The sequence below is a fragment of the Zemynaea arenosa genome, from assembly GCF_004614185.1.
GTDB lineage: Bacteria > Pseudomonadota > Gammaproteobacteria > Burkholderiales > Burkholderiaceae_D > Telluria > Telluria arenosa.
On record NZ_SPVF01000006.1, the window covers coordinates 1 to 23,630 of the forward strand.

General features: G+C 66.8%; 22 protein-coding genes. 12 read left to right on the plus strand and 10 right to left on the minus strand.

Annotated features, from left to right (window positions below; genetic code table 11):
- Positions 1 to 1,803 (plus strand): EDSAP-1 family PEP-CTERM protein (locus E4L96_RS23430; protein WP_167758551.1); only part of this gene is annotated, 1,803 nt, incomplete at its 5' end.
- Here the strand turns inward: E4L96_RS23430 and E4L96_RS00165 are convergent.
- Positions 1,761 to 2,669, minus strand: a complete 909-nt coding sequence (locus tag E4L96_RS00165) for a LysR family transcriptional regulator (RefSeq protein WP_135205220.1) — start codon at positions 2,667 to 2,669, stop codon at positions 1,761 to 1,763. The two genes, E4L96_RS23430 and E4L96_RS00165, sit on opposite strands and share 43 nt — an antisense overlap.
- Positions 2,670 to 2,775: 106 nt before the next feature.
- Between E4L96_RS00165 and E4L96_RS00170 the strand changes: the two genes are divergently transcribed.
- Positions 2,776 to 3,984, plus strand: coding sequence for an MFS transporter (locus E4L96_RS00170; protein ID WP_135205280.1), 1,209 nt, complete (start codon positions 2,776 to 2,778; stop codon positions 3,982 to 3,984).
- A gap of 45 nt (positions 3,985 to 4,029) precedes the next feature.
- Positions 4,030 to 4,935 carry a prolipoprotein diacylglyceryl transferase gene (locus E4L96_RS00175; protein WP_135205221.1) on the plus strand — a complete coding sequence of 302 codons (906 nt, stop codon included), beginning with the start codon at positions 4,030 to 4,032 and terminating at the stop codon, positions 4,933 to 4,935.
- A 41-nt stretch (positions 4,936 to 4,976) separates the two neighbouring features.
- Here the strand turns inward: E4L96_RS00175 and E4L96_RS00180 are convergent, their stop codons facing one another.
- Positions 4,977 to 7,157, minus strand: coding sequence for a hypothetical protein (locus E4L96_RS00180; RefSeq protein ID WP_135205222.1), 2,181 nt, complete (start codon positions 7,155 to 7,157; stop codon positions 4,977 to 4,979).
- A 205-nt stretch (positions 7,158 to 7,362) separates the two neighbouring features.
- Between E4L96_RS00180 and E4L96_RS00185 the strand changes: the two genes are divergently transcribed.
- Genes E4L96_RS00185 through rng form a run of 8 tightly spaced genes read left to right on the plus strand, consistent with a single transcriptional unit; the run spans position 7,363 to position 14,214 of the window.
- Positions 7,363 to 8,088, plus strand: a complete 726-nt coding sequence (locus tag E4L96_RS00185) for a YebC/PmpR family DNA-binding transcriptional regulator (protein WP_135205223.1) — start codon at positions 7,363 to 7,365, stop codon at positions 8,086 to 8,088.
- Positions 8,085 to 9,353 carry a phosphoribosylamine--glycine ligase gene (gene purD, locus E4L96_RS00190; RefSeq protein ID WP_135205224.1) on the plus strand — a complete coding sequence of 423 codons (1,269 nt, stop codon included), beginning with the start codon at positions 8,085 to 8,087 and terminating at the stop codon, positions 9,351 to 9,353. The genes E4L96_RS00185 and purD overlap by 4 nt, the downstream gene beginning before the upstream one ends.
- Positions 9,354 to 9,369: 16 nt before the next feature.
- A complete protein-coding gene (gene hemF / locus E4L96_RS00195; protein WP_135205225.1) occupies positions 9,370 to 10,278 on the plus strand; it encodes an oxygen-dependent coproporphyrinogen oxidase in 909 nt (302 codons plus the stop codon).
- Positions 10,275 to 10,931: a nicotinate-nucleotide adenylyltransferase gene (locus E4L96_RS00200; protein WP_135205226.1), complete on the plus strand. Its 657-nt coding sequence runs from the start codon at positions 10,275 to 10,277 to the stop codon at positions 10,929 to 10,931. The genes hemF and E4L96_RS00200 overlap by 4 nt, the downstream gene beginning before the upstream one ends.
- Positions 10,932 to 10,937: 6 nt before the next feature.
- Positions 10,938 to 11,624 carry a ribosome silencing factor gene (gene rsfS / locus E4L96_RS00205; protein WP_135205227.1) on the plus strand — a complete coding sequence of 229 codons (687 nt, stop codon included), beginning with the start codon at positions 10,938 to 10,940 and terminating at the stop codon, positions 11,622 to 11,624.
- A gap of 9 nt (positions 11,625 to 11,633) precedes the next feature.
- Complete coding sequence (rlmH, locus tag E4L96_RS00210) at positions 11,634 to 12,104, plus strand: 23S rRNA (pseudouridine(1915)-N(3))-methyltransferase RlmH (protein WP_135205228.1); 471 nt, start codon at positions 11,634 to 11,636, stop codon at positions 12,102 to 12,104.
- A gap of 9 nt (positions 12,105 to 12,113) precedes the next feature.
- Positions 12,114 to 12,740: a Maf family protein gene (locus tag E4L96_RS00215; protein WP_135205229.1), complete on the plus strand. Its 627-nt coding sequence runs from the start codon at positions 12,114 to 12,116 to the stop codon at positions 12,738 to 12,740.
- Positions 12,741 to 12,750: 10 nt separating this feature from the next.
- Entirely contained in the window at positions 12,751 to 14,214 is a 1,464-nt protein-coding gene (gene rng, locus E4L96_RS00220) for a ribonuclease G (RefSeq protein ID WP_135205230.1), read from the plus strand.
- A gap of 170 nt (positions 14,215 to 14,384) precedes the next feature.
- Here rng and E4L96_RS00225 read toward each other — a convergent pair whose 3' ends face one another.
- Positions 14,385 to 14,783 (minus strand): DUF4345 domain-containing protein, encoded by a 399-nt coding sequence (locus E4L96_RS00225; protein ID WP_135205231.1) that lies wholly within the window; start codon positions 14,781 to 14,783, stop codon positions 14,385 to 14,387.
- Positions 14,784 to 14,802: 19 nt separating this feature from the next.
- Positions 14,803 to 15,300, minus strand: coding sequence for a hypothetical protein (locus tag E4L96_RS00230; RefSeq protein ID WP_135205232.1), 498 nt, complete (start codon positions 15,298 to 15,300; stop codon positions 14,803 to 14,805).
- A gap of 118 nt (positions 15,301 to 15,418) precedes the next feature.
- On the opposite strand from E4L96_RS00230, the gene E4L96_RS00235 reads away from it, so the two are divergent.
- Positions 15,419 to 16,066: a TetR family transcriptional regulator gene (locus E4L96_RS00235; protein ID WP_135205233.1), complete on the plus strand. Its 648-nt coding sequence runs from the start codon at positions 15,419 to 15,421 to the stop codon at positions 16,064 to 16,066.
- Between the two features lie 5 nt (positions 16,067 to 16,071).
- Here E4L96_RS00235 and E4L96_RS00240 read toward each other — a convergent pair whose 3' ends face one another.
- Genes E4L96_RS00240 through E4L96_RS00265 form a run of 6 tightly spaced genes read right to left on the minus strand, consistent with a single transcriptional unit; the run spans position 16,072 to position 23,591 of the window.
- Positions 16,072 to 16,872 carry an ABC transporter substrate-binding protein gene (locus E4L96_RS00240; protein WP_135205234.1) on the minus strand — a complete coding sequence of 267 codons (801 nt, stop codon included), beginning with the start codon at positions 16,870 to 16,872 and terminating at the stop codon, positions 16,072 to 16,074.
- Between the two features lie 21 nt (positions 16,873 to 16,893).
- Positions 16,894 to 17,553 (minus strand): energy-coupling factor ABC transporter ATP-binding protein, encoded by a 660-nt coding sequence (locus E4L96_RS00245; protein WP_135205235.1) that lies wholly within the window; start codon positions 17,551 to 17,553, stop codon positions 16,894 to 16,896.
- The gene (locus E4L96_RS00250) at positions 17,550 to 18,257 is read right to left on the minus strand and encodes an ABC transporter permease (RefSeq protein ID WP_135205236.1); all 708 of its coding nucleotides are present in this window, start codon (positions 18,255 to 18,257) and stop codon (positions 17,550 to 17,552) included. Before E4L96_RS00250 ends, E4L96_RS00245 begins: the two co-directional genes overlap by 4 nt.
- On the minus strand, positions 18,248 to 19,096 hold the full coding sequence (locus E4L96_RS00255) for a formate dehydrogenase accessory sulfurtransferase FdhD (RefSeq protein WP_135205237.1): 849 nt from the start codon (positions 19,094 to 19,096) through the stop codon (positions 18,248 to 18,250). Before E4L96_RS00255 ends, E4L96_RS00250 begins: the two co-directional genes overlap by 10 nt.
- Positions 19,093 to 21,903: a formate dehydrogenase subunit alpha gene (gene fdhF, locus E4L96_RS00260; protein WP_135205238.1), complete on the minus strand. Its 2,811-nt coding sequence runs from the start codon at positions 21,901 to 21,903 to the stop codon at positions 19,093 to 19,095. Before fdhF ends, E4L96_RS00255 begins: the two co-directional genes overlap by 4 nt.
- Positions 21,900 to 23,591: an NAD(P)H-dependent oxidoreductase subunit E gene (locus E4L96_RS00265; protein WP_135205239.1), complete on the minus strand. Its 1,692-nt coding sequence runs from the start codon at positions 23,589 to 23,591 to the stop codon at positions 21,900 to 21,902. Before E4L96_RS00265 ends, fdhF begins: the two co-directional genes overlap by 4 nt.
- Positions 23,592 to 23,630 lie beyond the last annotated feature (39 nt).

Genomic DNA, 23,630 nt, shown 5'->3' on the forward strand with positions numbered 1-23,630 from the left:
GTGCAGGCCGGCGCAGCGCTGGCGGCCCTGGTGGCCGGCCCGGCCTGGGCGGATGGCAGCGCCACCGCCATCCTGCAGGTGCACGCCCCGCTGCTGACCCGCGCCGACGGCTCGCTGCTGACTCCGGCCGACTTCACCCTGCTCAACACCTACTCGGCAGGTGGCCTGCAGACCTTGGCCGAGGGGCAGTACAACCTGACCGGCGGCTCCAACAACCTGGAGGCGTACACCGAGCATGCCATCTGCAGCGGCCCGTCCTGTCCGCTGTTCCCGGTCGGCTTCCCGCCGCGCGGCCCGCAACGCCTCGACACGGGCGACCTGGGCTATGCGGAGCGCAACAGCTTCGGCATGCAAACCCTGCTGCGTCCGGATGCCTCCGAGGATGTGCGCGCTAACTCCAGCGTCAGCCACGCGATCCAGCCCAGCACCGGGCACTCCAGCGGCTACGTGGAAATCTTCTTCCGCCCCGCCTTCGACGGCCCGCTGGCGTTCTCGGTCGAGGCCACGCCCTACCTCAGCGCCGTGCTGGGCGCACCGGAGGGCTACACCAGCCTGGCCAGCGCGCGGGTCCGCTTCACTTTCGAGATCTGGGACGGCGAGGTCGCGGGCAACCTGTTGTCGCTGGCGCCGCCGGAACTGAACCGGAATCTGGTCCTGACGGCGAACGGTGCCCTGGACTATGCTCCGGGCACACTCGCGTTTTCGGGCAGCACACCGGCCCTGCAGGCCGATCACCTGTATTACCTGCGCCTGGACCAGGCCGCCCTGACCGAGGTCTCGTCGATTCCGGAACCGGCTGCCTGGGCGATGCTGGCGGCCGGGCTGCCGCTGCTGGCCGTGCGCCTTCTCTGGAGACCCGGGCAGTCCCGGCGAGGGCAGCGACCACGCCGGGCGAGATTCTGGACTGCGGCCATGGTGGGGCTGGCCTGGACCTGCTGCTGCCCGGCGTGGGCGGGCGTGGGCGCCAACGCCAGCATTGAGATCTCCACCTTCCAGCTCACCCACCCCGACGGAACGCCGTTCGCGCTGGACGATTTCGTGCCCGCCACGGCGCCACGCGGGGACGTGGTCGGGCGCCTGTACACGATCTGGGGGCCCAGCGGCAACGAATCGAGCACGATCGCGCAGGGTCCGCTCCAGCATGCCCGGCTGTGTCTACCGGCCGACTGCTCGTTTGGCTTCCATGGGGACTATGCCCTCGCCAGCCATGACGCACGCAACCTGACGTCCCCGATCGACCACGCCGACCAGGCCACGGTGGCCACGGTATCGGTGCTGAACCGGGAGCTGTCCGGATCCGCAAGTTCCACCAGCCTGCTCACGCTGCCGTTCCAGCTGGCACAGGCGGGCCAGGTCGCGTTCGATTTTGCCGGCCGCCCGGTGGCGGTCCTGGCCATCACGCCCGAGGACAGCGGCCCCGGCAGCCGGGCCCGCGTCACCCTCGTGTTCCAGCTCTGGGTGGACGATGCCACCACCGGCCAGGAGGTGTTCCGGCTGGCGCCGGAGGCGCTGAACCAGAGCCTGGCGCTGGACTGGCCGGATACGCTGGCCACGGTGGACCCGCTGACCGTCCGCTACCAGGCGGTCACCCCGTTGCTGGATCCGAGCCATGTCTACACGTTGCACATCGACCAGCAGGCGCTGGCGGAAGCCACCCGGGTCGCCGCCGACGGCCCGATTCCCGAGGTGCCGGAGCCGCCGTCCGCGGCTTTGTATTTGGCCGGCCTGGCCATGTGGGCCGTCCGCTGGGGCGCCCGCCGTCACGGATCGAGCACCCCGCTTCGCTGCAGCTGCTCGGCATAAAAGCGCACGAAGACGGCCACGCGCGGCGGCAGCGCGCCCTGCTTGTAGAACACCGCCCACACCGGTTCACCCCATGGCAGGCGCGCGGCGGGCAGGACTTCGACCAGGCGCCCGGCTCGCACCTCCGTGCGCGTGAGGAAGTCCGCCAGCCGCACGATCCCCGCCCCGGCCAGCGCCAGGTGCAGCAGCGCCTGGCCGCTGGACGAGGTCACGTGCGGCGTGACCTTCAGGCCTTCGCCGCCCTCGTGGCGCAGCGGCCAGAGGTTCAGCGACTCCGGCTGCGAAAAGCCGAGCAGGCGGTGGGCGCCGTCCGTCAGATCCGCTGTGCTGCGCGGCGTGCCAAGCTGCGCCAGGTAGTCCGGCGACGCGAGAATGCGCGCCTGGCTGGTACCGAGCCGCCGTGCATTGAGCGTGGAATCGGCCAGGGGGCCAATGCGCACCGCCACGTCGGCCCGCTCCTCGATCAGGTCCACTACCGATTCGGCGGCGGTGAGCTCCGGCCGCACCAGCGGATAAGCCTCCAGGAACGCGGGCAGCAATGGCGCGATCATGTGCGTGAGTGCAGGCGTGGAGGCGTTGATGCGCAGCGGCCCGGCAGGCTGGGACAGCAGCGTCGCCATCTGCTCCTCGGTGTCCTGCAGGTCCGCCAGCGTACGCCGCGCCCGTTCCAGCAGCCACTCGCCTTCCGCCGTCAGGTCCAGCCGCCGCGTGGTGCGCGTCAGCAGGGCCACGCCGAGCTGCGTCTCCAGCCGCGTGATGGTGCGGCTCACGCCGGACGTGGTCTGCCCCAACCGCTCGGCGGCGGCCGAAAACGAGCCGCCATCGGCGACGGCGACGAACACGGACAGCGCTTCCACATTCAGCATTCTTGACTCCCAGGCAAAGATCAATTGTAGGGAGACGGCTTAATCTTTGCACGCGCACGCTCCAGACTGCGGGACTCGCACAACAACCAGGAGCTTCTCCATGCGTATGCCCCTCGCACTGTGGGCACTGGCGCTCAGCGCCTTCGCCATCGGCACCACGGAATTCGTCATCGTCGGCCTGGTGCCGACCATCGCCAGCAGCCTGCATGTCTCGGTGCCCTCGGCCGGGCTGCTGGTCACCATGTACGCGCTCGGCGTGGCGGTCGGCGCGCCGGTGCTGACCGCCCTCACCGGCCGCCTGCCGCGCAAGGCGCTGCTGCTCGGCCTCATGGCCCTTTTCACGGCCGGGAACCTGCTGGCCTGGATGGCGCCGGGCTACGGCGCGCTGATGGCCGCGCGCGTCCTCACCGGCCTCACGCACGGCGTGTTCTTTTCGATCGGTTCCACCATCGCCACCAGCCTGGTGCCGAAGGAGAAGGCGGCCAGCGCGATCGCCCTGATGTTCTCGGGCCTGACGGTGGCACTGGTGACCGGCGTCCCGCTGGGCACCTTCATCGGCCAGACCTTCGGCTGGCAGGCCACGTTCCTGGCCGTGGCCCTGCTGGGTGCCATCGCGGTGGCGGGCAGCTGGCGCTTGATCCCCGCCAACATCCGCGGCAGCGCGCCGGCCCCGCTGCGCACCCAGCTCGCCGTACTGCGCCAACCGCGCCTGCTGCTGGTGTACGCCATGACGGCGCTCGGCTACGGCGGTTCGTTCACCGCCTTCACCTTCCTTGCGCCCATCCTGCAGGAAGTCAGCGGCTTCCCGGCCGCCAGCGTCGGGCTGGTGATGCTGGTGTACGGCGTCTCGGTCGCCATCGGAAATATCGCGGGCGGCAAGCTGGCGGACCGCGTGGGCCCGGTGCGCGCGCTGCAGTGGGTGTTCGCCGCGCTGGCGCTGGTGCTGCTGGTCCTGACCTTCACCGCGCCGCACCGCTGGCTGGCCGTGGCCACGGTGCTGCTGTGGGGCGGCTTCGCGTTCGGCAGCGTGCCGGGACTGCAGGTCTACGTGGTGCGCCGCGCCGAACAGGATGCGCCGCAGGCGGTGGACGTGGCCTCGGGCCTGAACATCGCCGCCTTCAATGTCGGCATCGCGATCGGCGCCAGCGGCGGCGGTCTGGTGGTGGCCCATCTGGGCCTGATGGCCACGCCCTGGATCGGCGCCCTGGTCGTCCTCGGCGCCCTGGCCCTCACCACCCTCTCCGGGCGGCTGGACCGCGCCGAGAAGGCGGACCGGCGCTGCGCCGCCTCACCGGTTACCATGGCGGGCATGTAGAACGGTGCGGCTCTTTCGGGGCTGTGCCTCGAACGGACCGTGCCGATGTCATTCCCCTACCTGAGCGACCTGATTTTCTACCTCACCGGCTACATGCTGCCGCTGCCCTTTGCGATGTTTGGCCTTTTCGTCGCCTGCGCGATGCTGGCCGCGGGCGCGTGTCTGGCGCGCGAACTGCGGCGCATGCACCGTGAAGGCCGCATCGGTGCCGCGCAGCGCCGGGTGCGGGGCGTCATGACGGAGGTGGCGCCGGACACCCTGGTCAGCGACTTCACCATCGTGGTCCTCGTCGCAGGCGTGATCGGTGCCCGCCTCTTTCACATCCTCGAAAACCTTCCTTCGTTCTTCGCGGATCCGGCGGGCATGATCTTCAGCCGCTCGGGCCTGAGCGTGTTCGGGGGCCTGATCCTGGGCGCCGCCGCCGGCGCCATCCTGCTGCGGCGCTGGAGAATCCCGCTGCGTCCCTTCCTCGACGCGATCGCCCCGGCAATGATGCTCGGTTACGCCATCGGGCGCCTCGGCTGCCAGGTCTCGGGCGATGGCGACTGGGGCACGGTGGCCAACATGGCGCTGAAACCGGCCTGGCTGCCCACCTGGCTGTGGGCCCAGACCTATGAGCACAATATTTACGGCGCAGTCATCGCGGCACCGGGCGTGTATCCGACGCCCGTCTACGAAACCCTGATGGCGCTGGCCTGCTTCGCCCTCCTGTGGGCGATCCGCAAGCACCCCTTCCGCACCGGCTGGCTGTTCGCCGTCTACCTGCTGCTGGCGGGCGCGGAGCGCCTGCTGATCGAACAGATCCGCGTGAACGTGAAATTCAGCGCCTGGGGCCTGCATTTCACCCAGGCCGAGTTCATCGCCGTCGGGTTCATCGCGGCCGGAATCGCGGGCATGACGCTGCTGCGCCAGCCCGTCCGGCGCAAGGTCGGCGCATACCCCATGGGCTGAAACGCCACAGCGGCCCCTTACCAGGCCCGCCCGAGCTCTCGCTACATGAGCGTCACCACTGGTCGCAGACGGAGCACGACCGTTCGTTCGCGCGCATCCTCATATTGGGGGAACAAGGAGGGCCGCCCGGCGCCGGAGGCCACCAGTTCCTTGACCAGGGCCGCACTTCCCGCGGCGCGTTCCAGAGTGGACGCCGCATGCTGGGCGCGTCCGGCCGACAGCAGCCGATTGAGATCACGCTCGCCCTCGCGGCAGCCGGCGACCGGCACCTGCTGCCAGGCGCGGTTGCGATAGGAACAAAAGGCAGCTGCGGAAGGCTTTGCCGCGCAGTTCCTCAACCGCGCGACGGGCTGGGACGCATAGCCGCTGACCTGGGCCAGGAATCCCACGCCGTTGCGGGACCCATATCCCGCCACCGTTTTGCCGATACCAGTGAACGTGTCCTCCATGGCTTTGTCGGTACAGGAGTCGTCCCCATAGCTGGCCGGCGGAGCGAAACTGATCACGTAGGTCGCACCATCCTTCAAACAGGTCACCCCCGGCTGCGCCATGCCGCTTTCGGAGCACAGCGAAGCGCTGTCCGGTTGCGGTGCGGGCGCGGTGTTGACATTGAATACAGGGGCAATCGTATTGGTTGGGCTGAACGTGTTCACGTTCTGCATGCTCAGCTGGGCATTGAGCGTGGCCGACGCCTGGGCCACCGCATTGGCCGCACTTGAGACGTTCACATTGTTCACCAGGCTCGATGTCAGCACCGCATCGCCAGGCATTGCTGCTAACAGCGCCGGGCTCTCGCGGACCGCATCATCCACTGATTTCGCGGTCGCGATATCAGCCAGTTGGCGAACCTTTCGCTCGTCAACGCTGATCGGCACCGGCGCGGCCTTGCGGGCCTCGTCACGCAGGGCCTGGCGCTGGGCCGTCAACGCATCGACCAGGAGCTGTTGACGGGACGCCCACTGGTTCGCCGTGTACACGTTCAGAGGTGTGGTCTGCCGCGTTTCGCTTCCGGACTGCGACGCATTGACCCAATAGCCATCCAGGCTTTCCGCAGTGGCCTGGGATTGCGGGGCCACTGTACTGGCAGAGCGGAATCGTTTCGTCCAGCCCTCGAGCAGGCCAGGTTCGGCTTTGGCGGGTTCGCTCCTGGCCGGCTGGAATTGTCCGTCCTTCTCAATGTTCAGAATCAGCATGGTATCGACCAGTTCCGACAGCATCGGAAGGTCTCCATCATTCGAAAGGTTTTCACATGCGGCCCGGCGCAATTCGGTCAGGTAGGCCGGCAGGTTCACGGCGGGATTGGACGATAGCCCCGCGGTGGCGATGCGCTTCTCATACACTGTCCGAACCTGCGCGAACGAGCGATTGACGGCATCCTGCAATTGCGGCTCGAACGCCAGGAAACTGATGCTGGCCGCCCCATAATATTTGTCGTCGAGGCGATTGATCACTGCCTGCGCCGGCTTGAGCGAATTGTGCAACAGCTCCAGGCTGCGCTTCGCGACATGATGAATGACACGGTCGCGCAGAGTGTCCGCCAGCACGATTCGATAATCCCCCATAAGAAGCTGTTCGATTTGCGAGACCTGGGCTTCCAGATTGCTGCCCCACGCGGTGAGCTCGATGGCCCCCTGCTCTCCCATCTCCTGGTACGCCGCGGTCAAAGCACTGCGGAATTCGATGATGGCTTCACGCAGCGCTGCCAATTCAGTTTTCACCTGATCGACGTTTTCGTGCATGGTCCTCGCCAACGAGGACAAAGCCATGAACCGCTGCTCAGGCGTCAAGCGGGCGCCATCGGGAGCTGCGCTCTTCCTGAGCTCAATCTCGGCCAGCTTCATCTCATTGTTTGCGTTCTCAATCTGCCCGCTGAAAATCTTCAGCTTCGCCCGCAATGCGGTCAGGCTGTCGCGCACCTTATCCCTGGCCGCTTGCACGGCGGTGAACTTGGTCTTGGGCCACCCATATTTGGCATAGATGGATTCGAACGAACACATGGACAGCAATTGTTCGCCCTCCCCCAATTGCACCGAACAGCGTCCGACATCGCCCAATTTGAGGGTCAGGAGGTCGGGATGAATCGCCGAACTCTCCGGGGTCGGTGTCTGCAGCGCCTGCCGGCACTTCTCCGCGACTTCCACGCGGGTTTGAATCGAATTGCTCAAATTCCCGCAGCCTCCGACGCACAACGGGACCATCAACGCTACCAGGATCGCTTTCATGAAACTCCCTCAGTTATTGTTGTTCACCGCTCCGCCAATATAAAGCGCAAAACCGTCAACAAACTCACCAATAATCACGGAAGGGAATCCGCATGGCCGCCGCCGCCCGGAGAGCGGTCTGCCGCACCGTTTGGCCGCCGAAGCCACGAGGGCCATATGCTAGAATGTCGCCCACTCCAAATTCCCCGTTCAAGGAACCTGCGACATGGCTGGACACAGCAAATGGGCCAACATCAAGCATAAGAAAGCCGCCACCGACGCCAAGCGCGGCAAGATCTGGACTCGCCTGATCAAGGAAATCACCGTGGCCGCGCGCATGGGCGGGGGCGACATGAATTCGAACCCGCGCCTGCGCCTCGCCGTGGACAAGGCGGCCGACGCCAATATGCCGAAGGATAACGTCAACCGCGCGATCCAGCGCGGCTCCGGCGGCCTGGAAGGCGCGAACTACGAAGAGGTCCGCTACGAAGGCTACGGCATCGGCGGCGCCGCCATCATCGTCGACTGCATGACGGACAACCGCGTGCGCACCGTGGCCGAAGTGCGCCACGCCTTCAGCAAATACGGCGGCAACATGGGCACCGAGGGCTCGGTGGCCTTCATGTTCAAGCACTGCGGCCAGTTCCTGTTCCCGCCGGGGACGGACGAGGACAAGCTGACCGAAGCCGCGCTGGACGCCGGCGCCGAGGACGTGATCGCGGACGAGGAAGGCGGCTTTGAAGTGCTGTGCGGCCCGCACGAATTCGCGCAGGTGAAGGACTCGCTGGAAAAAGCCGGGTTCAAGGCCGAAGTGGCCGAGATCATCATGAAGCCCGCCACCGAAACCACCTTCACCGGCGAGGACGCGCAGAAGATGCAGAAGCTGCTCGACGCGATCGAAAACCTCGACGACGTGCAGGAAGTCTATACCAACGCGGTTATCGAAGAATGAAGATCCTGGTAGTCGGCTCCGGCGGCCGCGAACACGCCCTGGCCTGGAAACTGGCCCAGTCCGAACGCGTGCAGCTGGTGTACGTGGCCCCCGGTAACGGCGGGACCGCGCGCGACAACCGGCTGCAGAACATCGACATCACCGACCCCACCGCGCTGGCCGACTTCGTGCAGCAGGATGGCGTCGCCCTCACCGTGGTCGGCCCGGAAGTGCCGCTGGCCGCGGGCATCGTCAACATCTTCCGCGCGCGCGGCCTGAAGATCTTCGGCCCCACGCGCGAGGCCGCGCAGCTGGAATCGTCCAAGGACTTCGCCAAGGCCTTCATGCAGCGCCACGGCATTCCGACCGCGCAGTACCAGACCTTCAGCGATGCGCACCACGCGCACGCCTACGTCAACATGCACGGCGCGCCGATCGTCATCAAGGCCGACGGCCTGGCGGCCGGCAAAGGCGTGGTGGTGGCGATGTCGGTGGACGAAGCGCACCAGGCCATCGACCACATGCTCTCCGATAACCGCTTCGGCGACGCCGGCGCGCGCATCGTGATCGAGGAATTCCTGGCGGGCGAGGAAGCGAGCTTCATCGTCATGTGCGACGGGAAGAACGTGCTGCCGCTGGCCACCTCGCAGGACCACAAGCGCCTGCAGGACGCGGACCAGGGCCCGAACACGGGCGGCATGGGCGCCTACTCGCCCGCGCCGATCGTGACTCCGGCGATGCACGCGCGCGTCATGCGCGAGATCATCAATCCGACCATCCAGGGCATGGCCAAGGACGGGATTCCGTTCACCGGCTTCCTGTACGCGGGCCTGATGATCGACGATAAGGGCAACCCGAAGACGCTGGAATTCAACTGCCGCATGGGCGACCCCGAGACCCAGCCGATCATGGCGCGCCTGAAGAGCGACCTCGTGACCATCATGGAGCACGCCGTCAACGGCACGCTCGACGCGGCGGAGATGGATTGGGACCGCCGCACCGCCGTCGGTGTGGTGATGGCTGCTGAAGGCTACCCGGAGACGCCGCGCAAGGGCGACGTCATCGACGGCATCCCGGCCGAGACGCCGGAGTGCGTGACCTTCCACGCGGGGACCATCGAGCGCGATGGCCAGCTGCTGACCTCGGGCGGCCGCGTGCTGTGCGTGGTGGGCCTGGGCGACTCAATCAAGATGGCGCAGAAGCAGGCTTACGAGGCGGTCGAGAAGATTTCGTTCGCGGGCGCACAGTACCGCCGCGACATCGGCTGGCGTGGCCTGAAGCATTGAAGCGATCGCTGAACGCATGACCACCCGCCCACAAGACGTCAAGACCTGGCTGCTCGACCTGCAGCAGCGCATCGTCTCTGCTCTGGAGCAGGTGGACGGCAAGGCATTCCTGCGTGAAGAGTGGACGCGGCCCGAGGGCGGCGGCGGCATCTCGCGCCTGGTCGAGGAAGGCCATGTCTTCGAACGCGGGGGCGTGAACTTCTCGCACGTGACGGGCAAGAGCCTGCCCCCGTCCGCGATGGCGGCGCGCCCCGAACTGGCGGGCCGCGCGTGGGAAGCGATGGGCGTGTCCCTGGTACTCCACCCGCGCAATCCGTACGCGCCCACGGTGCACATGAACGTGCGCTTCTTCACCGCGACGGCCGAAGGCAAGGACCCGGTGTGGTGGTTCGGCGGCGGCATGGACCTGACGCCCTACTACGGCGAGACGGAGGACGTGGTCCACTTCCACCGCAGCTGCCACGATGCGCTGGCACCGTTCGGCGCCGAGCTGCACCCGCGCTTCAAGGCCTGGTGCGACGAATACTTCTACCTCAAGCACCGCAAGGAACCGCGCGGAGCGGGCGGCATCTTCTTCGATGACTTCAACGCCCAGGGCTTCGAGCACGCCTTTACCATGACGCAGAGCGTGGGCAACAGCTTCCTGCCCGCTTACCTGCCGATCCTGGAGCGGCGCAAGGACCAGCCCTACGGCGAGCGCGAACGCGACTTTCAGCTGTACCGGCGCGGGCGCTATGTCGAATTCAACCTGGTGTTCGACCGCGGCACCCTGTTTGGCCTGCAGTCGGGCGGACGCACCGAAGCGATCCTGATGTCGATGCCGCCGCTGGTGAAGTGGCGCTACGACTGGCACCCGGAACCGGGGAGCGCGGAAGAGCGGCTGTACACCGACTTCCTGGTCCACAAAGACTGGCTGGCGACGTGACCGCGCGCGCCACAGCGTTGGTAGCGCTGCTCGGCGGGAGTTTCGACCCGGTTCACAATGGCCATGTGGCTTTGGCCGCGCTCTTCGACTCACTCCTGCACCCCACCGAACTGCGCGTGCTCCCGGCCGGGAACCCGTGGCAGAAAACGAATGGCCTCAAGGCCTCGGCCGAACAGCGGGTCGACATGATACGCATCGCCTTTGCCGAGGCGGGCCTGCCGGTGACCATCGACCGGCAGGAGATCGAGCGCACCAGCGCCACCTACACCATCGAGACGCTGGGCAAGGTGCGCGCGGAGCTGGGGCCGGAGGTGCCGCTGGTGTTCCTGATGGGCGCCGACCAGCTGCAGCACCTGGACACCTGGCGCGACTGGCGCGAGCTGTTCGCCCTCACCCACTTCGGCGTGGCGGCGCGGCCGGGCTACTCGCTGACCGCGCTGCCGGATGCGGTGCAGGCGGAAATCACCCCGCGGCTGGCGACGGCTGACCAGCTGCGTGACTCCGCGGCCGGGCGCGTACTGCTGGCGCCCGAGCTGGCGGTCGACATCTCGGCCACGCAGATCCGGGCTGCCTTGGCACGCGACGGCGACGCAAAAGCCCCCGTTCCGGGCGGAGTGCTAGACTATATTCAACAACACAACCTATATAAGTAGAAACGAATGGATATCAAGAAACTGCAAGCGGTCGTCGTGGACGCGCTGGAAGACGTGAAGGGCCAGGACATTCAGCTGTTCGACACCACGCACCTGACGTCCCTGTTCGACCGCATCTGCGTGGTCGCCGGTACCTCCAACCGCCAGACCCGCGCGCTGGCCGCATCGGTGCGCGACAAGGTCAAGGAAAACGGCGGTGACGTGGTCGGCGTCGAGGGCGAAGACACCGGCGAGTGGGTGCTGGTGGACCTGGGCGACATGATCGTCCACATCATGCAGCCGGCCATCCGCCAGTACTACCGCCTGGAAGAAATCTGGGGCGAGAAGCCGGTCAAGCTGGGCGCGGCCAAGCGCAAGTCGACCACGGAAGGCGCGGAAGCCGCGGCTCCGCGCTCCAAGTCCAAGCACCTCTCGGCCAACAAGAACGAGGCGGAAGCCGAGCCGGTGGTCGAGAAGAAGCCGCGCGCGCGCAAGACCGCAGCTTCCGCTGACGCGGCACCGGCGGCGAAAAAACCGGCCGCCCGCAAGACTGCAGCCTCAAAGTCCGCCGCCCCGACCGGCAAGACCGTGAAGGTCGCGGTACCGAAGGCCGCTGCCGCATCGGCCAAGAAGGCCAAGGAAGCCAAGGTGGCGGAAGCCGCCGCGGTGCCGGCCAAGAAGGTCATCAAGCGCATCAAGAAGACGGAAGAGTAAGCACCTTCCATGCAGCTCATCATCGCCGCGGTCGGCCACAAGATGCCGGCGTGGATCGAGACCGGCTTCCAGGAGTACGCCAAGCGCATGCCGCCCGAGCTGCGCATCGTGCTCAAGGAGATCAAGCCGGTCGAGCGCTCCGGCAGCAAGACCGCGGCCACCGCGATGGCACTGGAGCGCGAGCGGATCGAGGCCGCGCTGCCCAAGGGCGTGCGCATCGTGGCCCTCGATGAGCGTGGCAAGGATCTGACTTCCGTCGGCCTCGCCCAGCAGCTGGAAGGCTGGCAGCAGGACGGGCGCGACGTCGCCTTCCTGATCGGTGGGGCGGATGGCCTCGATCCCGAGCTCAAGGCGCGTGCCGATTCCCTCATCCGCATCTCCAGCATGACGCTCCCGCATGGCGTGGTGCGTGTTATGCTCGCGGAGCAGCTGTACCGAGCCTGGTCCATCACCCAAAACCATCCTTACCACCGCGTCTGACCGCCCGCCATGAGTTTCCGCCCGCTCGACAAGAAGATCTATCTCGCGTCCAAGAGTCCCCGCCGCCGCGAGCTGCTGCGCCAGGTCGGCGTGGAGTTCGAGCTGCTGATGCTGCGCAGTGATGGCCCGCGCGGGGCGGACGTGCCGGAAGACGTGCATGCGGGCGAGCCGCCGCTGGACTACGTGGCGCGCGTGGCCAACGAGAAGGCGGCCTTCGCCTGGAACATCGTGCAGCAGCGCCGCCTGCTGCTGCGGCCCGTGCTGACGGCCGACACCACCGTCACCATCGACGGGAACATCCTCGGCAAGCCCGCCAACCAGGACGAAGCCGAGGAGATGCTGGCCCGCCTGTCCGGCCGCACCCACCAGGTGCTGACCTCCGTGGCGGTGCACTACACCGACATCGCCGAGCAGATCACGCAAGTGTCGGACGTGCGGTTTTCCCGCCTCTCGGCCAGCGCCATCAAGGCCTATTGCAGCACCCCCGAACCTTACGACAAGGCCGGGGCCTACGGCATCCAGGGTCTGGCCGCGCTGTTCATTGAACATATCGACGGCAGCCATTCCGGCATCATGGGCCTCCCCCTGTTCGAGACCGCGCAGCTGCTGCGGCGCACTGGCCTGCCCCTGCTGTGAAGGGGGCACGATGAACGAAGATATCCTCATCAACATCACGCCGCAGGAGACGCGCGTGGCCCTCATCCTGCAGGGCGCCGTGCAGGAGCTGCACATCGAGCGCACGCTCACGCGCGGGCTGGCGGGGAACGTCTATTCGGGGAAGGTGGTGCGCGTGCTGCCGGGGATGCAGTCGGCCTTCATTGACATCGGCCTGGAACGCGCGGCCTTCCTGCACGTGGCGGACATCTGGGAAGCGCGCCCGCACGACGGCTCGACCGCCCCGCCGACGCCCATCGAGAAAATCCTGTTCGACGGCCAGGTGCTGACTGTCCAGGTGATCAAGGACCCGATCGGCACCAAGGGGGCCCGCTTGTCCACCCAGATTTCGATCGCGGGGCGGATGCTGGTCTACCTGCCGCAGGACAGCCATATCGGCATCTCGCAAAAGATCGAGAAGGAGTCCGAGCGCGAGCACCTGCGCGCGCGCCTGCAAGGGCTGTTGCCGCCGGAGGAAAAAGGCGGCTACATCGTACGCACCATGGCGGAAGATGCGTCCGACGAGGACCTCGCCGCGGACGTGGAATACCTGCGCAAGACCTGGAGCGCGATCCGCGAAGGCGCGCGCACCAGGCCGCCGACCAGTCTTTTGTACCAGGACCTGAACCTCGCCCAGCGCGTGCTGCGCGACTTCGTGCATGACGAGACTGCGAGCATCCAGGTGGACTCGCGCGAGAATTACCTGAAGCTGCAGGAGTTCGGCCAGGTCTACACGCCCAGCGTGCTGGCGCGGCTGCAGCACTACACCGGCGAGCGGCCGCTGTTCGACCTGTATGGCGTGGAGGAAGAGATCCTGCGCGCTCTGGGGCGGCGCGTGGACCTCAAGTCCGGCGGCTACCTGATCGTGGACCAGACCGAGGCCATGACCACCATCGACGTCAACACCGGCGGCTTTGTGGGCGGGCGCAATTTTGCGGACACCATCTTCAAGACCAACCTGGAGGCAGCGCACGCGATCGCGCGCCAGCTGCGGCTGCGGAACCTGGGCGGGATCATCATTCTCGACTTCATCGACATGGAGAACCTGGAGCACCGCAATGCCGTACTGGCGGAGCTCAAGAAGGCGCTGGCCAAGGACCGGACCAAGGTGTCGGTGAGCGGGTTCTCGGCGCTGGGGCTGGTGGAGATGACGCGCAAGCGCACGCGCGAATCGCTGGCGCATATCCTGTGCGAGCCCTGCCCCGCGTGCAGCGGCAAAGGCCAGGTCAAAACCTCGCGCACCATCTGCTACGAGATCCTGCGCGAGCTGCTGCGCGAGGCCAAGCAGTTCAACCCGCGCGAATTCCGCATCCTCGCCTCGCAGGAAGTGGTCGATCTGTTCCTGGAAGAAGAATCCCAGCACCTCGCGATGCTCGGGGACTTCATCGGCAAGAAGATTTCGCTGCAGGTGGAGTCCACCTATCATCAGGAGCAGTACGACGTGATCCTGATGTGAATGGAACCGATACACCACATGGACGCTTCTGAGAACCTCGTCGGATCGCTCTTGGAATCAGACGGGTATTGGGTGCGGCGGTCGCACAGCAAGGACTTGACCTCGGAAGAAAAAGCCGCAAGCGGGAAGCCGTCCCATTCCACGACCGGAAATCAATCTGCTGCCAAGAGTCAGTAAGCGGAAGCGGTACGAGCGACGCGCGCCTGCCACCAGATGAACAGCGGCGCGCCGAGAAGTTCGAGGGCGGTGAAGGCAAGGAAGGGAATGGGCGGTAGGCCGGAGCCGAGCATGGAGAGTACGCGGCCGATCCCGCCGATGAAGATCATGCCCCAGGCGGTGCGAAACAGCACGGTGGAGACTTCGATGCGCGGGACCATCCATAAGATGGCGATGCCGAGCCCCATCCACACGCCGCTGAAGAAGCGCATGTTGCTGTCGAGGACAGGCGCATTCGGCAGCCCGAGCGGCGCGTACAGCGGATCGCTCAGTCCCATCATCCCGACAGCGCCCGTCAGGAGCGGGACGAGGCCGAGAACGGCCGTCGTCACCTGCAAGGCTTTACGGCTCATGGCGTGAGCGCCCGTCCGATCAGGCGGCGCTGCGCTCCCAGACCGTGAAGGCGCTGGTGTAGCGGCTGCCCGCGGCTTGCAGGAATTTGTGGTGGTCGAAGTTGGGGAAGCGGCGCTCCAGCTCCGGCAGCAGGCGCTGGCGGCGGGCGACGTCCTCGGTGACGATCACGCCGTTCTGGTCCTTCCCGAACAGCATGTAGTAGAAGTCCGCGCTCGACAACCCATCGGCGGTGCGGATGACGATGCGCTCGATGTCGCTCCACGCCACCGACTCCTGCTGGCGCTCGCCGTGCTGGTAGCCGAAGCGGCGGGTCAGCGCGGTATCCGAAATCTCCAGTTCATCGACATAGTCGTCCGGACGGCGCTCCACCACCAGGGCCGCGGCCATCAGCAGCCCGCAGACCACCCACAGCCAGGACGCCGATCCTTCGGCGGCCATCGGAACGCTGACTGCGGCAAAAGCGGCGCAGGCCAGCGCGGAACGCGCATTGCGGGACGTGAGCTTCAGTTTCGACATACTGACCTCCTCTTGGGTGGGACTTTGTTGTCAAGACAACTTATTTAACGTCACATTAGCGTTAAACATGAGAGTTTTCAAGTATATTTGGTTGGTCAACCAATAAAAACACTTCCACATGCCGCGCCAATCCAACTCGGAACAGCGCCGGGAACAGATCACGGCTGGACTTCTCGCCAGTATCGCGGAACATGGGTACGACAAGGCGACCATCCAGTCCATCGCCCGCAACGCGGGGCTCTCGCCTGGACTGATCCACTATCACTTCAAGTGCAAGGAAGAGATCCTGCTGCATCTGGTGCGCTCGCTGGGAGACGCCGCGCGGCAGCGCTTCCTTTCGATGGCCGAGGACACGCGCACGCCCGCCGAGCGCCTGACGGCCTACATCAACGCCCGCCTGGACCTGAACAGCGGCGCCAATCCGGAAGCGGCGGCAGCCTGGGTGATGATCGGCACGGAAGCGGTCCGCCAGCCGGAGGTGCGCCGCCTGTACCAGCATGTCATGGAATCGGAGATCCAGCTGGTGCACGAGCTGGTGTGCGCGGTGCTGATGGCGGCCGGCCGTGCGACCCAGCATGCGGCGCAGTTCGCACTCACGCTGGTCACCTTCATCGAAGGCGCATTCCAGATGACCAGCGCCGCGCGCGACGTCATGCCCAAGGGGTATGCGACGACCGCTGCTCTCGCGATGGTGGAGCAGTTTGTGGCTGGCGAGCCGGCCGCGCGCAGGGAATCAAACAAGATCCGCGCAAAACCGGCTGCCTGACCAACTTACTTCGCGGACGGGAAGAACAGCTGCTGGCCCTGCGGACGGAAGGCCGCAATCTTCTGCTGCCCCTCCGGCGACGTGATCCAGTCGATCAGCAGCTTCGCACCCTTGTAGTTGACGCCTGTGTGTTTGGCCGGGTTGACGGCGATGATGCCGTACGGGTTGTACATCTTGGGATCGCCCTCGACGGCGATCGCCAGCCCGGTCTTGGCCTTGTAGGTGGCATAGGTGGCGCGGTCGGTCAGCGTGTAGGCGTTCATCTCGGCCGCCATGTTGAGCACTTCACCCATGCCCAGGCCTGCCGACACGTAGCGCGGCCCCGTGGGCTGGGTGCCGATGGCCTTCCAGTAGCCCTTCTCCATGATGTCCGTGCCGGAGTTGTCGCCGCGCGAGATGAACTTGGCGTCCGACGCGGCCAGCTTGCGGAAGGCTGCCAGCACGTCCTTGCCGCCACCGATCTTCGCCGGGTCGCTGGATGGGCCGGCGATGACGAAGTCGTTGTACATCACATCCTTGCGGTCGACGCCCCAGCCTTCGGCCACGAACTTGTCCTCGGCCGCGCGGGCGTGCACGAGGGTCACATCCACATCGCCGTTCCTGGCCAGCTCCAGCGCCTTGCCGGTGCCGACTGAAATCACGTTCACCTTGGTCCCGGTCTTGGCTTCGAAGATCGGAAGCAGGTAGGCCAGCAGGCCGGAGTTCTCGGTGCTGGTGGTGGTGGACAGGCGGATCGCCTGCTGCTGTGCGAAAGCGAAAGGCGTGGCGAGGACGAGGCACAGTGTCAACAGCGAACGTCGTTTCATGGCAGGTCTCCCAAGGAATGGTCAGGTACGTGATTCCAGTAGTCCGTCGCGCAGCTTGAGGCGACGGATGCCGGGCAGGCCTATCAAGTCGCGGTCGTGGCAGGCCATGACGACGGTCCTGCCCTCGGCGACGAGCGTCGGGATAAGAGCGATGACCTGCTCGCGCGCAGGCCCGTCGAGGTTGGCGGTCGGTTCATCCAGCAGCAGCAGGCGCGGTTCCAGCACCTTGGCGCGGGCCAGGGCGACGCGCTGTTTTTCGCCCCCGGACAGGCGCGTGGGATCGCTGTCGCGCAGGTGGGCCACGCCGGCCCAGGCCATTGCCTGCTCCACGGTCTCGCGCACCTCGTCGCCGTGCAGTCCACGCGCGAGCAGGCCGTAGCCCACGTTGTGCGGCACGCTGGTGGAGAACATGATGGGGTCCTGGTGCACGTAGACGATATGCTGCCGCAGCTGGCGCGGATACGGGTGCAGCGGCAGCGTGCTGCCGTGGAAGCGCACGTGCGCCGGTTCGCTCGGCGCATCCAGCCCCGCCAGCACCCGCAGCAGCGTGCTCTTGCCCGCGCCATTGACGCCGGTGAGCACGTAGGCCGCACCGGCGTCCAGCGCAAAATTGTGCAGGTCGAACAGCACGCGCTGGCCGTAGGCCTTGCGCAGCCGGTCGATGGCCAGCAGCGCGGTCACGTGCGTGCTCCGGCGGACGGCGCATCGCCCTGCACCAGCACCAGCAGGCCGTTCATCGCCAGCGCCACCACGATCAGCACCATGCCCAGTGCGATGCCCTGTGCGAACTCGCCCTTGCTGGTCTCCAGCGTGATGGCGGTGGTGATGGTGCGCGTTTCGCCCTCGATATTCCCGCCCACCATGAGCGCGCAGCCGACTTCCGAGATCACGCGCCCGAAGCCGCTGATCACGGCGGCCATGACGCCGAAGCGCACCTCGTACAGCAGCGTGGCCATCACGCGCCAGCGCGAGGCGCCGTGTACGATGGCCGTTTCGGCGTAGCGCGGATCGGCTGCCTGCACCGCCGCCAGCGTGAAGGCCACCAGCACCGGCAGCGCAATCAGCACCTGCCCCGCCACGATGCCGCGCTGCGTGAACAGCCATTGCAGCGGGCCAAGGGCGCCGTGGCGCGACAGCAGGAGATACAGGAGAAGGCCGATCAGCACCGTCGGCATCGACAGCGCGGCCTGCGCCAGCCAGATGGCAAAGCGGCGGCCAGGAAAACGATGAATGGCGATCGCATACCCCAGCAGCACCGCGACCGGGGTGGCGATGGTGAGGCCGACAAGGCTCGTGAACAGGGACACCCACACGATGCGCCACAGCCCCGGATCGCCCGAGAACAGCATCGTGAACGCCGCGACGATGGCGTCGGTCAGCGCCATTCCTGCATCGCGTCGAAGACCAGCCGCTCGCGTCCGGTGAGCAGCAGGAAGTGCTTGCCCGTGCAGCGCGCCAGCAGGGACATGCCGACCCGCTCCGCCACCATATGCCCCATCTGCGTGGTGCCGGAGCGCGAGAGCAGGAAGGGGATGCCCATCTGCGCGCCCTTGATCACCATTTCGGACGTCAGGCGCCCGGTGGTGTAGAACACCTTGTCCTCGCCACCCAGGCCATCGAGCCACATGCGGCCCGCGATAGCATCCACCGCATTGTGGCGGCCCACGTCCTCGATGAAGTACAGCAGCTCGCCAGCATTCGAAAACAGCGCGCAGCCATGCACGGACCCGGCCTGCTTGTAGATGGACTGCTGCGCGCGGATGGTTTCGACGATGCGGTAGACCACCGTTTGATCGAGCCGGGCATCGGCGGGCAGCGTGATGCGGTCCACCTCGTCCATCAAGCCGCCGAACACGGAGCCTTGGCCACAGCCGGTGGTCACGACCTTTTTCGCGGTGCGCTCCTCCACGTCCACGATGCCGCTGCGCGTGACCACGGCCACCGCATCGACCGACCAGTCGACCTGCACGGACACGATATCCTCCAGCGCACGCACCAGGCGCTGGTTGCGCAGGTAGCCGAGAGTGAGCGCCTCCGGCGCGCCGCCCAGCGTCATGAGCGTGACCAGTTCGCGCTTGTCCACGTACACAGTGAGCGGGCGTTCGGCCGGGATGTGCAGCGTGGAGAGGCGGCCGCGTTCATCCAGCGCCGTCACTTCGTGCGTGAGGCTGGCCTGGGCCTGGGACAGCTCGGGCAGATAACGGGTCGGGTCGCGCGCGGTCATGGCGGCAATTCTGCCATGCCTTGCAATATCTGGCCGCCACCAAACGAGCCCTGGGCCGCCACCGTGCCACCGAGGCGCACGCGGATCGCGCAGTACTTGAATTCAGGGATCTTCCCGAACGGATCCAGCGCGGGGTTGGTCAGCTTGTTGATGGCCGCCTCGTAATAGCAGAACGGGACGAAGATGGCGCCGCGCGGCGAGCTGTCGTCCGCCCGCGCATACAGGGCCACGCGCCCGCGCCGCGATTCGATGGTGACCACGTCGCCGGGCTGGCCGCCCAGGGCGGCGAGGTCCAGCGGGTGCACCAGGGCGACCGGATCCGGTTCCAGCGCGTCCAGCACCACGGTGCGGCGGGTCATGCTGCCGGTGTGCCAGTGCTCCAGTTGGCGGCCCGTGATCAGCACCAGCGGATACTCGTCGTCCGGCCGCTCGTCGGCCGGGATGATGTCCGCCGGGACGAAGCGTGCGCGCCCGCCCTGCAGCGGGAACTGCTCGGTAAACACGATCGGTTCCCCGGCCGCGCCCTCCTCCGTGCACGGATAGGTCACGCTGCTCTCGCGCTCAAGCCGGTCCCACGTGATACCGGCGATGCTGGGCATGGTGCCGCGCATCTCGTCGAACACCTCGGCCGGGTGGCCGTAGTTCCAGGCCAGCCCCAGGCGGCGCGCAAGCTGCTGGATGATCCACAGGTCCTGGCGCGCGTCGCCGGGCGGAGCCAAAGCCTGGCGGCCCAGCTGCACCATGCGGTCCGTGTTGGTGAAGGTGCCCGTCTTTTCCGGGAACGCGCTGGCGGGCAGGATCACGTCCGCCAAATAGGCCGTCTCGGTCAGGAAGATGTCCTGCACCACCAGATGGTCCAGCGCGGCCAGCGCATCGCGGGCGTGGTTCGCATCCGGGTCCGACATCGCCGGATTCTCGCCCATGATGTACATGCCCTTGACCGAACCGGCAAGGATGGCGTCCATCACCTCGACCACCGTGAGCCCGGGCTGGTCGTCCAGCGTGGCCGGATCCACGTTCCAGGCCTGCGCAAACTTGTCTCGTACCCCCGGCGTGTTCACGCGCTGGTAGTCCGGGTACATCATCGGGATCAAGCCCGCGTCCGACGCGCCCTGCACGTTGTTCTGGCCCCGCAGCGGATGCAGGCCTGTGCCGGGGCGGCCGATCTGTCCCGTCATCAGGGCCAGCGCGATCAGGCAGCGTGCGTTGTCCGTACCGTGCACGTGCTGCGAGATGCCCATGCCCCACAGGATCATGGAGGCTTTCGAGGTCGCATACAGGCGGGCGACGTAGCGGATGGTGTCGGCGTCGATGCCACAGATGGGCGCCATCTGTTCCGGGCTGTAATCGGCGACGTTGCGTTCCAGCTCGTCGTAGCCGATCGTGCGGCTCTCGATGAAGGCGCGGTCCACCAACCCTTCGGTGACGATGGTGTGCATCATCGCGTTCAGCAGCGCCACGTCGGTGTCCGGCTTGAACTGCAGGTAGCGGTGCGCGTGAGGCGCGAGGTCCGAACGGCGCGGATCGCACACGACCAGCTTCGTGCCTGCGGCGGCTGCGTTTTTCATCCAGGTCGCGGCCACCGGGTGGTTGACGGTGGGGTTGGCGCCGATGACGATCACCACCTCGGCGCGGGTCACGTCCATCACCGGGTTCGAGACGGCACCCGAACCGATCCCCTCCAGCAGCGCGGCCACGGACGAGGCATGGCACAGGCGCGTGCAGTGGTCGACGTTGTTGCTGCCGAAGCCCGTGCGTACCAGTTTCTGGAACAGGTAGGCTTCCTCGTTGCTGCATTTGGCCGAGCCGAAACCGGCCAGCGACCTGCGGCCGTGCGTATCGCGAATGCGCGCCAGGCCCAGGCCGGCGGCGTCCAGCGCTTCGTCCCACGTCGCTTCGCGGAACACGTCGTACACGCGTTCCGGGTCCATGGTGAAGTCGCCTCGCTTGGCCGGCGCGTCGGCGCGGCGGATCAGCGGCTTGGTGAGGCGGTGCGGGTGGTGCGCGTAGTCGAAGCCGTAGCGGCCCTTCACGCACAGGCGGCCGTGGTTGGCCGGACCATCGCGGCCCTCGACATAGAGGATGCGGTTGTCCTTGATGTTGTAGGTCAGCTGGCAGCCCACGCCACAGTAGGGGCAGACCGAATCGACCTGCTTGTCCGGCACCGTGAGCGCGGCGTCGCGCGCGGGTGCCAGTGCCCCGGTCGGGCAGGCCTGCACGCATTCGCCGCAGGCCACGCAGGTAGAGGCGCCCATCGGGTCGTCCATGTCGAACACGATCTGCTCGCCCGCGCCGCGGTAGGCCAGGCCGATCACGCCATTCATCTGCTCGTCGCGGCAGGCGCGCACGCAGCGGGTGCACTGGATGCAGGCGTCCAGGTTGACGGCGATGGCGGCGTGCGAGAGGTCGGCCTTGGGCTGCGGGCGCGAGTCGAAGCGCGGCTTGCCCATGCCGAGTTTCGCAGCCCATTCGTCCACCTCGTTGTGCAGGGTGTGCTCCTGCTCGGGCATGTCGGAGAGCAGCAGCTCCAGCACCATGCTCTGGGCGGCGAGAGCGCGCGGGCTGTCGCTGTGTACCTTCATGCCCTGCGCGGGCGCGCGGCAGCAGGAGGGCGCGAGCACCCGCTCGCCGTCGATCTCCACCATGCACGCGCGGCAGTTCCCAACTGCCTCCATGCCGGGCTTGTAGCACAGGCGCGGGATAGCGACGCCTTCACGGTCCGCGACTTCGAGCAGGCTTTCGCCCGGCTGCGCGGTGACGCTGCGGCCATTCAGTTCAAAGGTCACGCAGTTCGTCACGGTGGTCATGCCAGCTCCTGCGGAAAGTAGCGGATCACGCAGTCGACCGGATTCGGCGCCGCCTGCCCCAGGCCACAAATGGACGCATCGCGCATCACCTGCGACAGCTCGCCCAGCAGCGCCGTGTTCCAGCGTGGCTGCTCGATCAGCGCCAGCGCCTTGGCGGTGCCCACGCGGCATGGCGTGCACTGGCCACACGATTCGTCGCGGAAGAAGCGCATCATGCTGCGCGCGGCGTCGACGGCGCGGTCCTGGTCCGACAGCACGATCACGGCAGCGGAGCCGATGAAGCAGCCGTAGGGCTGCAACGTGTCGAAGTCCAGGGGTACGTCCCCTAGAGATGCAGGCAGGATGCCGCCTGAGGCGCCGCCCGGCAGGTAGGCATAGAACGTGTGCCCGTCCTGCATGCCGCCGCAATACATGTCGATCAGCTGGCGCACCGTGATCCCGGCAGGCGCGTACTTGACACCTGGGTCACGCACGCGACCAGATACCGAGAACGAGCGCATGCCCTGGCGGCCATTGAGGCCGTGCTGGGTGAACCATTCCGGGCCGTGAGTCAGGATGTCGCGCACCCAGTGCAGGGTTTCGAAGTTGTGCTCCAGCGTGGGGCGCCCGAACAAACCCACTTGTGCCACGTACGGTGGCCGCAGCCGCGGCATGCCGCGCTTGCCCTCGATGGATTCGATCATCGCGGACTCCTCGCCGCAGATGTAGGCGCCTGCGCCGCGGCGCAGGTGGATGGCAGGAAGGCCCGCTACCGGGGGCGCCTTGGCCAGCAGGGCCAGCTCGCGTTCGAGGATGGCGCGGCAGCCGTGGTATTCGTCGCGCAGGTAGATATAGATGGCATCGATGCCGACCGCCCAGGCGGCGACCAGCGCCCCCTCCAGGAAGCGGTGCGGGTCGCGTTCCAGGTAGGTGCGGTCCTTGAATGTGCCGGGTTCGCCCTCGTCGATGTTCACGGCCATCAGGCGCGGGCCGGCTTCGGCGCGCACCAGGCGCCATTTCCGCCCTGCGGGGAAACCGGCGCCGCCGAGGCCACGCAAGCCGGAATCTTCCATCGTGCGGATTACATCATCGGCGCTATGCTCACCCGCGAGGCAAGCGCGCAGCAAGGCGTAGCCGCCGTCGCGCAGATACTCTTCCAGACCTGTGTATGGGTGTGGTTCATGCTTCGTTTGCCCCGACAGCACGTCGGCCAGCACGCTCTCTGACGTGGCTTGCGCAACCGGATGCTGGCCGACCACCACGGCGGGGGCCTGTTCGCAGCGGCCGACGCAGGGAGCTTCCAGCACGCGCACGTCCGTGCCGAGGATGCCCGGCAGCTTGTCCAGCAGCGCCCTGGCGCCGGCCAGCTCGCACGACAGGCCGCCGCACACGCGAACCGTCAAACCAGGGGGCGCGTCCTCGCCCTCTTTCACGATGTCGAAGTGGTGATAGAAGCTCGCGACCTCGTAGACCTCGGCCTGCGGGACGTTCATCTCGGAGGCCAGCGCCGCCAGGTGCTCGGCGCGCAGGCACTTGAAGCTGTCCTGCAGCGCGTGCAGGTGCTCGATCAGCAGGTCGCGGCGGCGCGGCGCGTGGCCCAGCACGGTGCGCACCTCGTCCAGGGCGGCAGGGTCGACCCGGCGCCCACGCGGTGCCTGGCGCTTGCGCTGGCGTGTGCCATCGACGGCAATCGGAATCACTGTATTCATGAGGTGCGGACGCAAAGACGTCGGGCGGCTGGGCCGGTA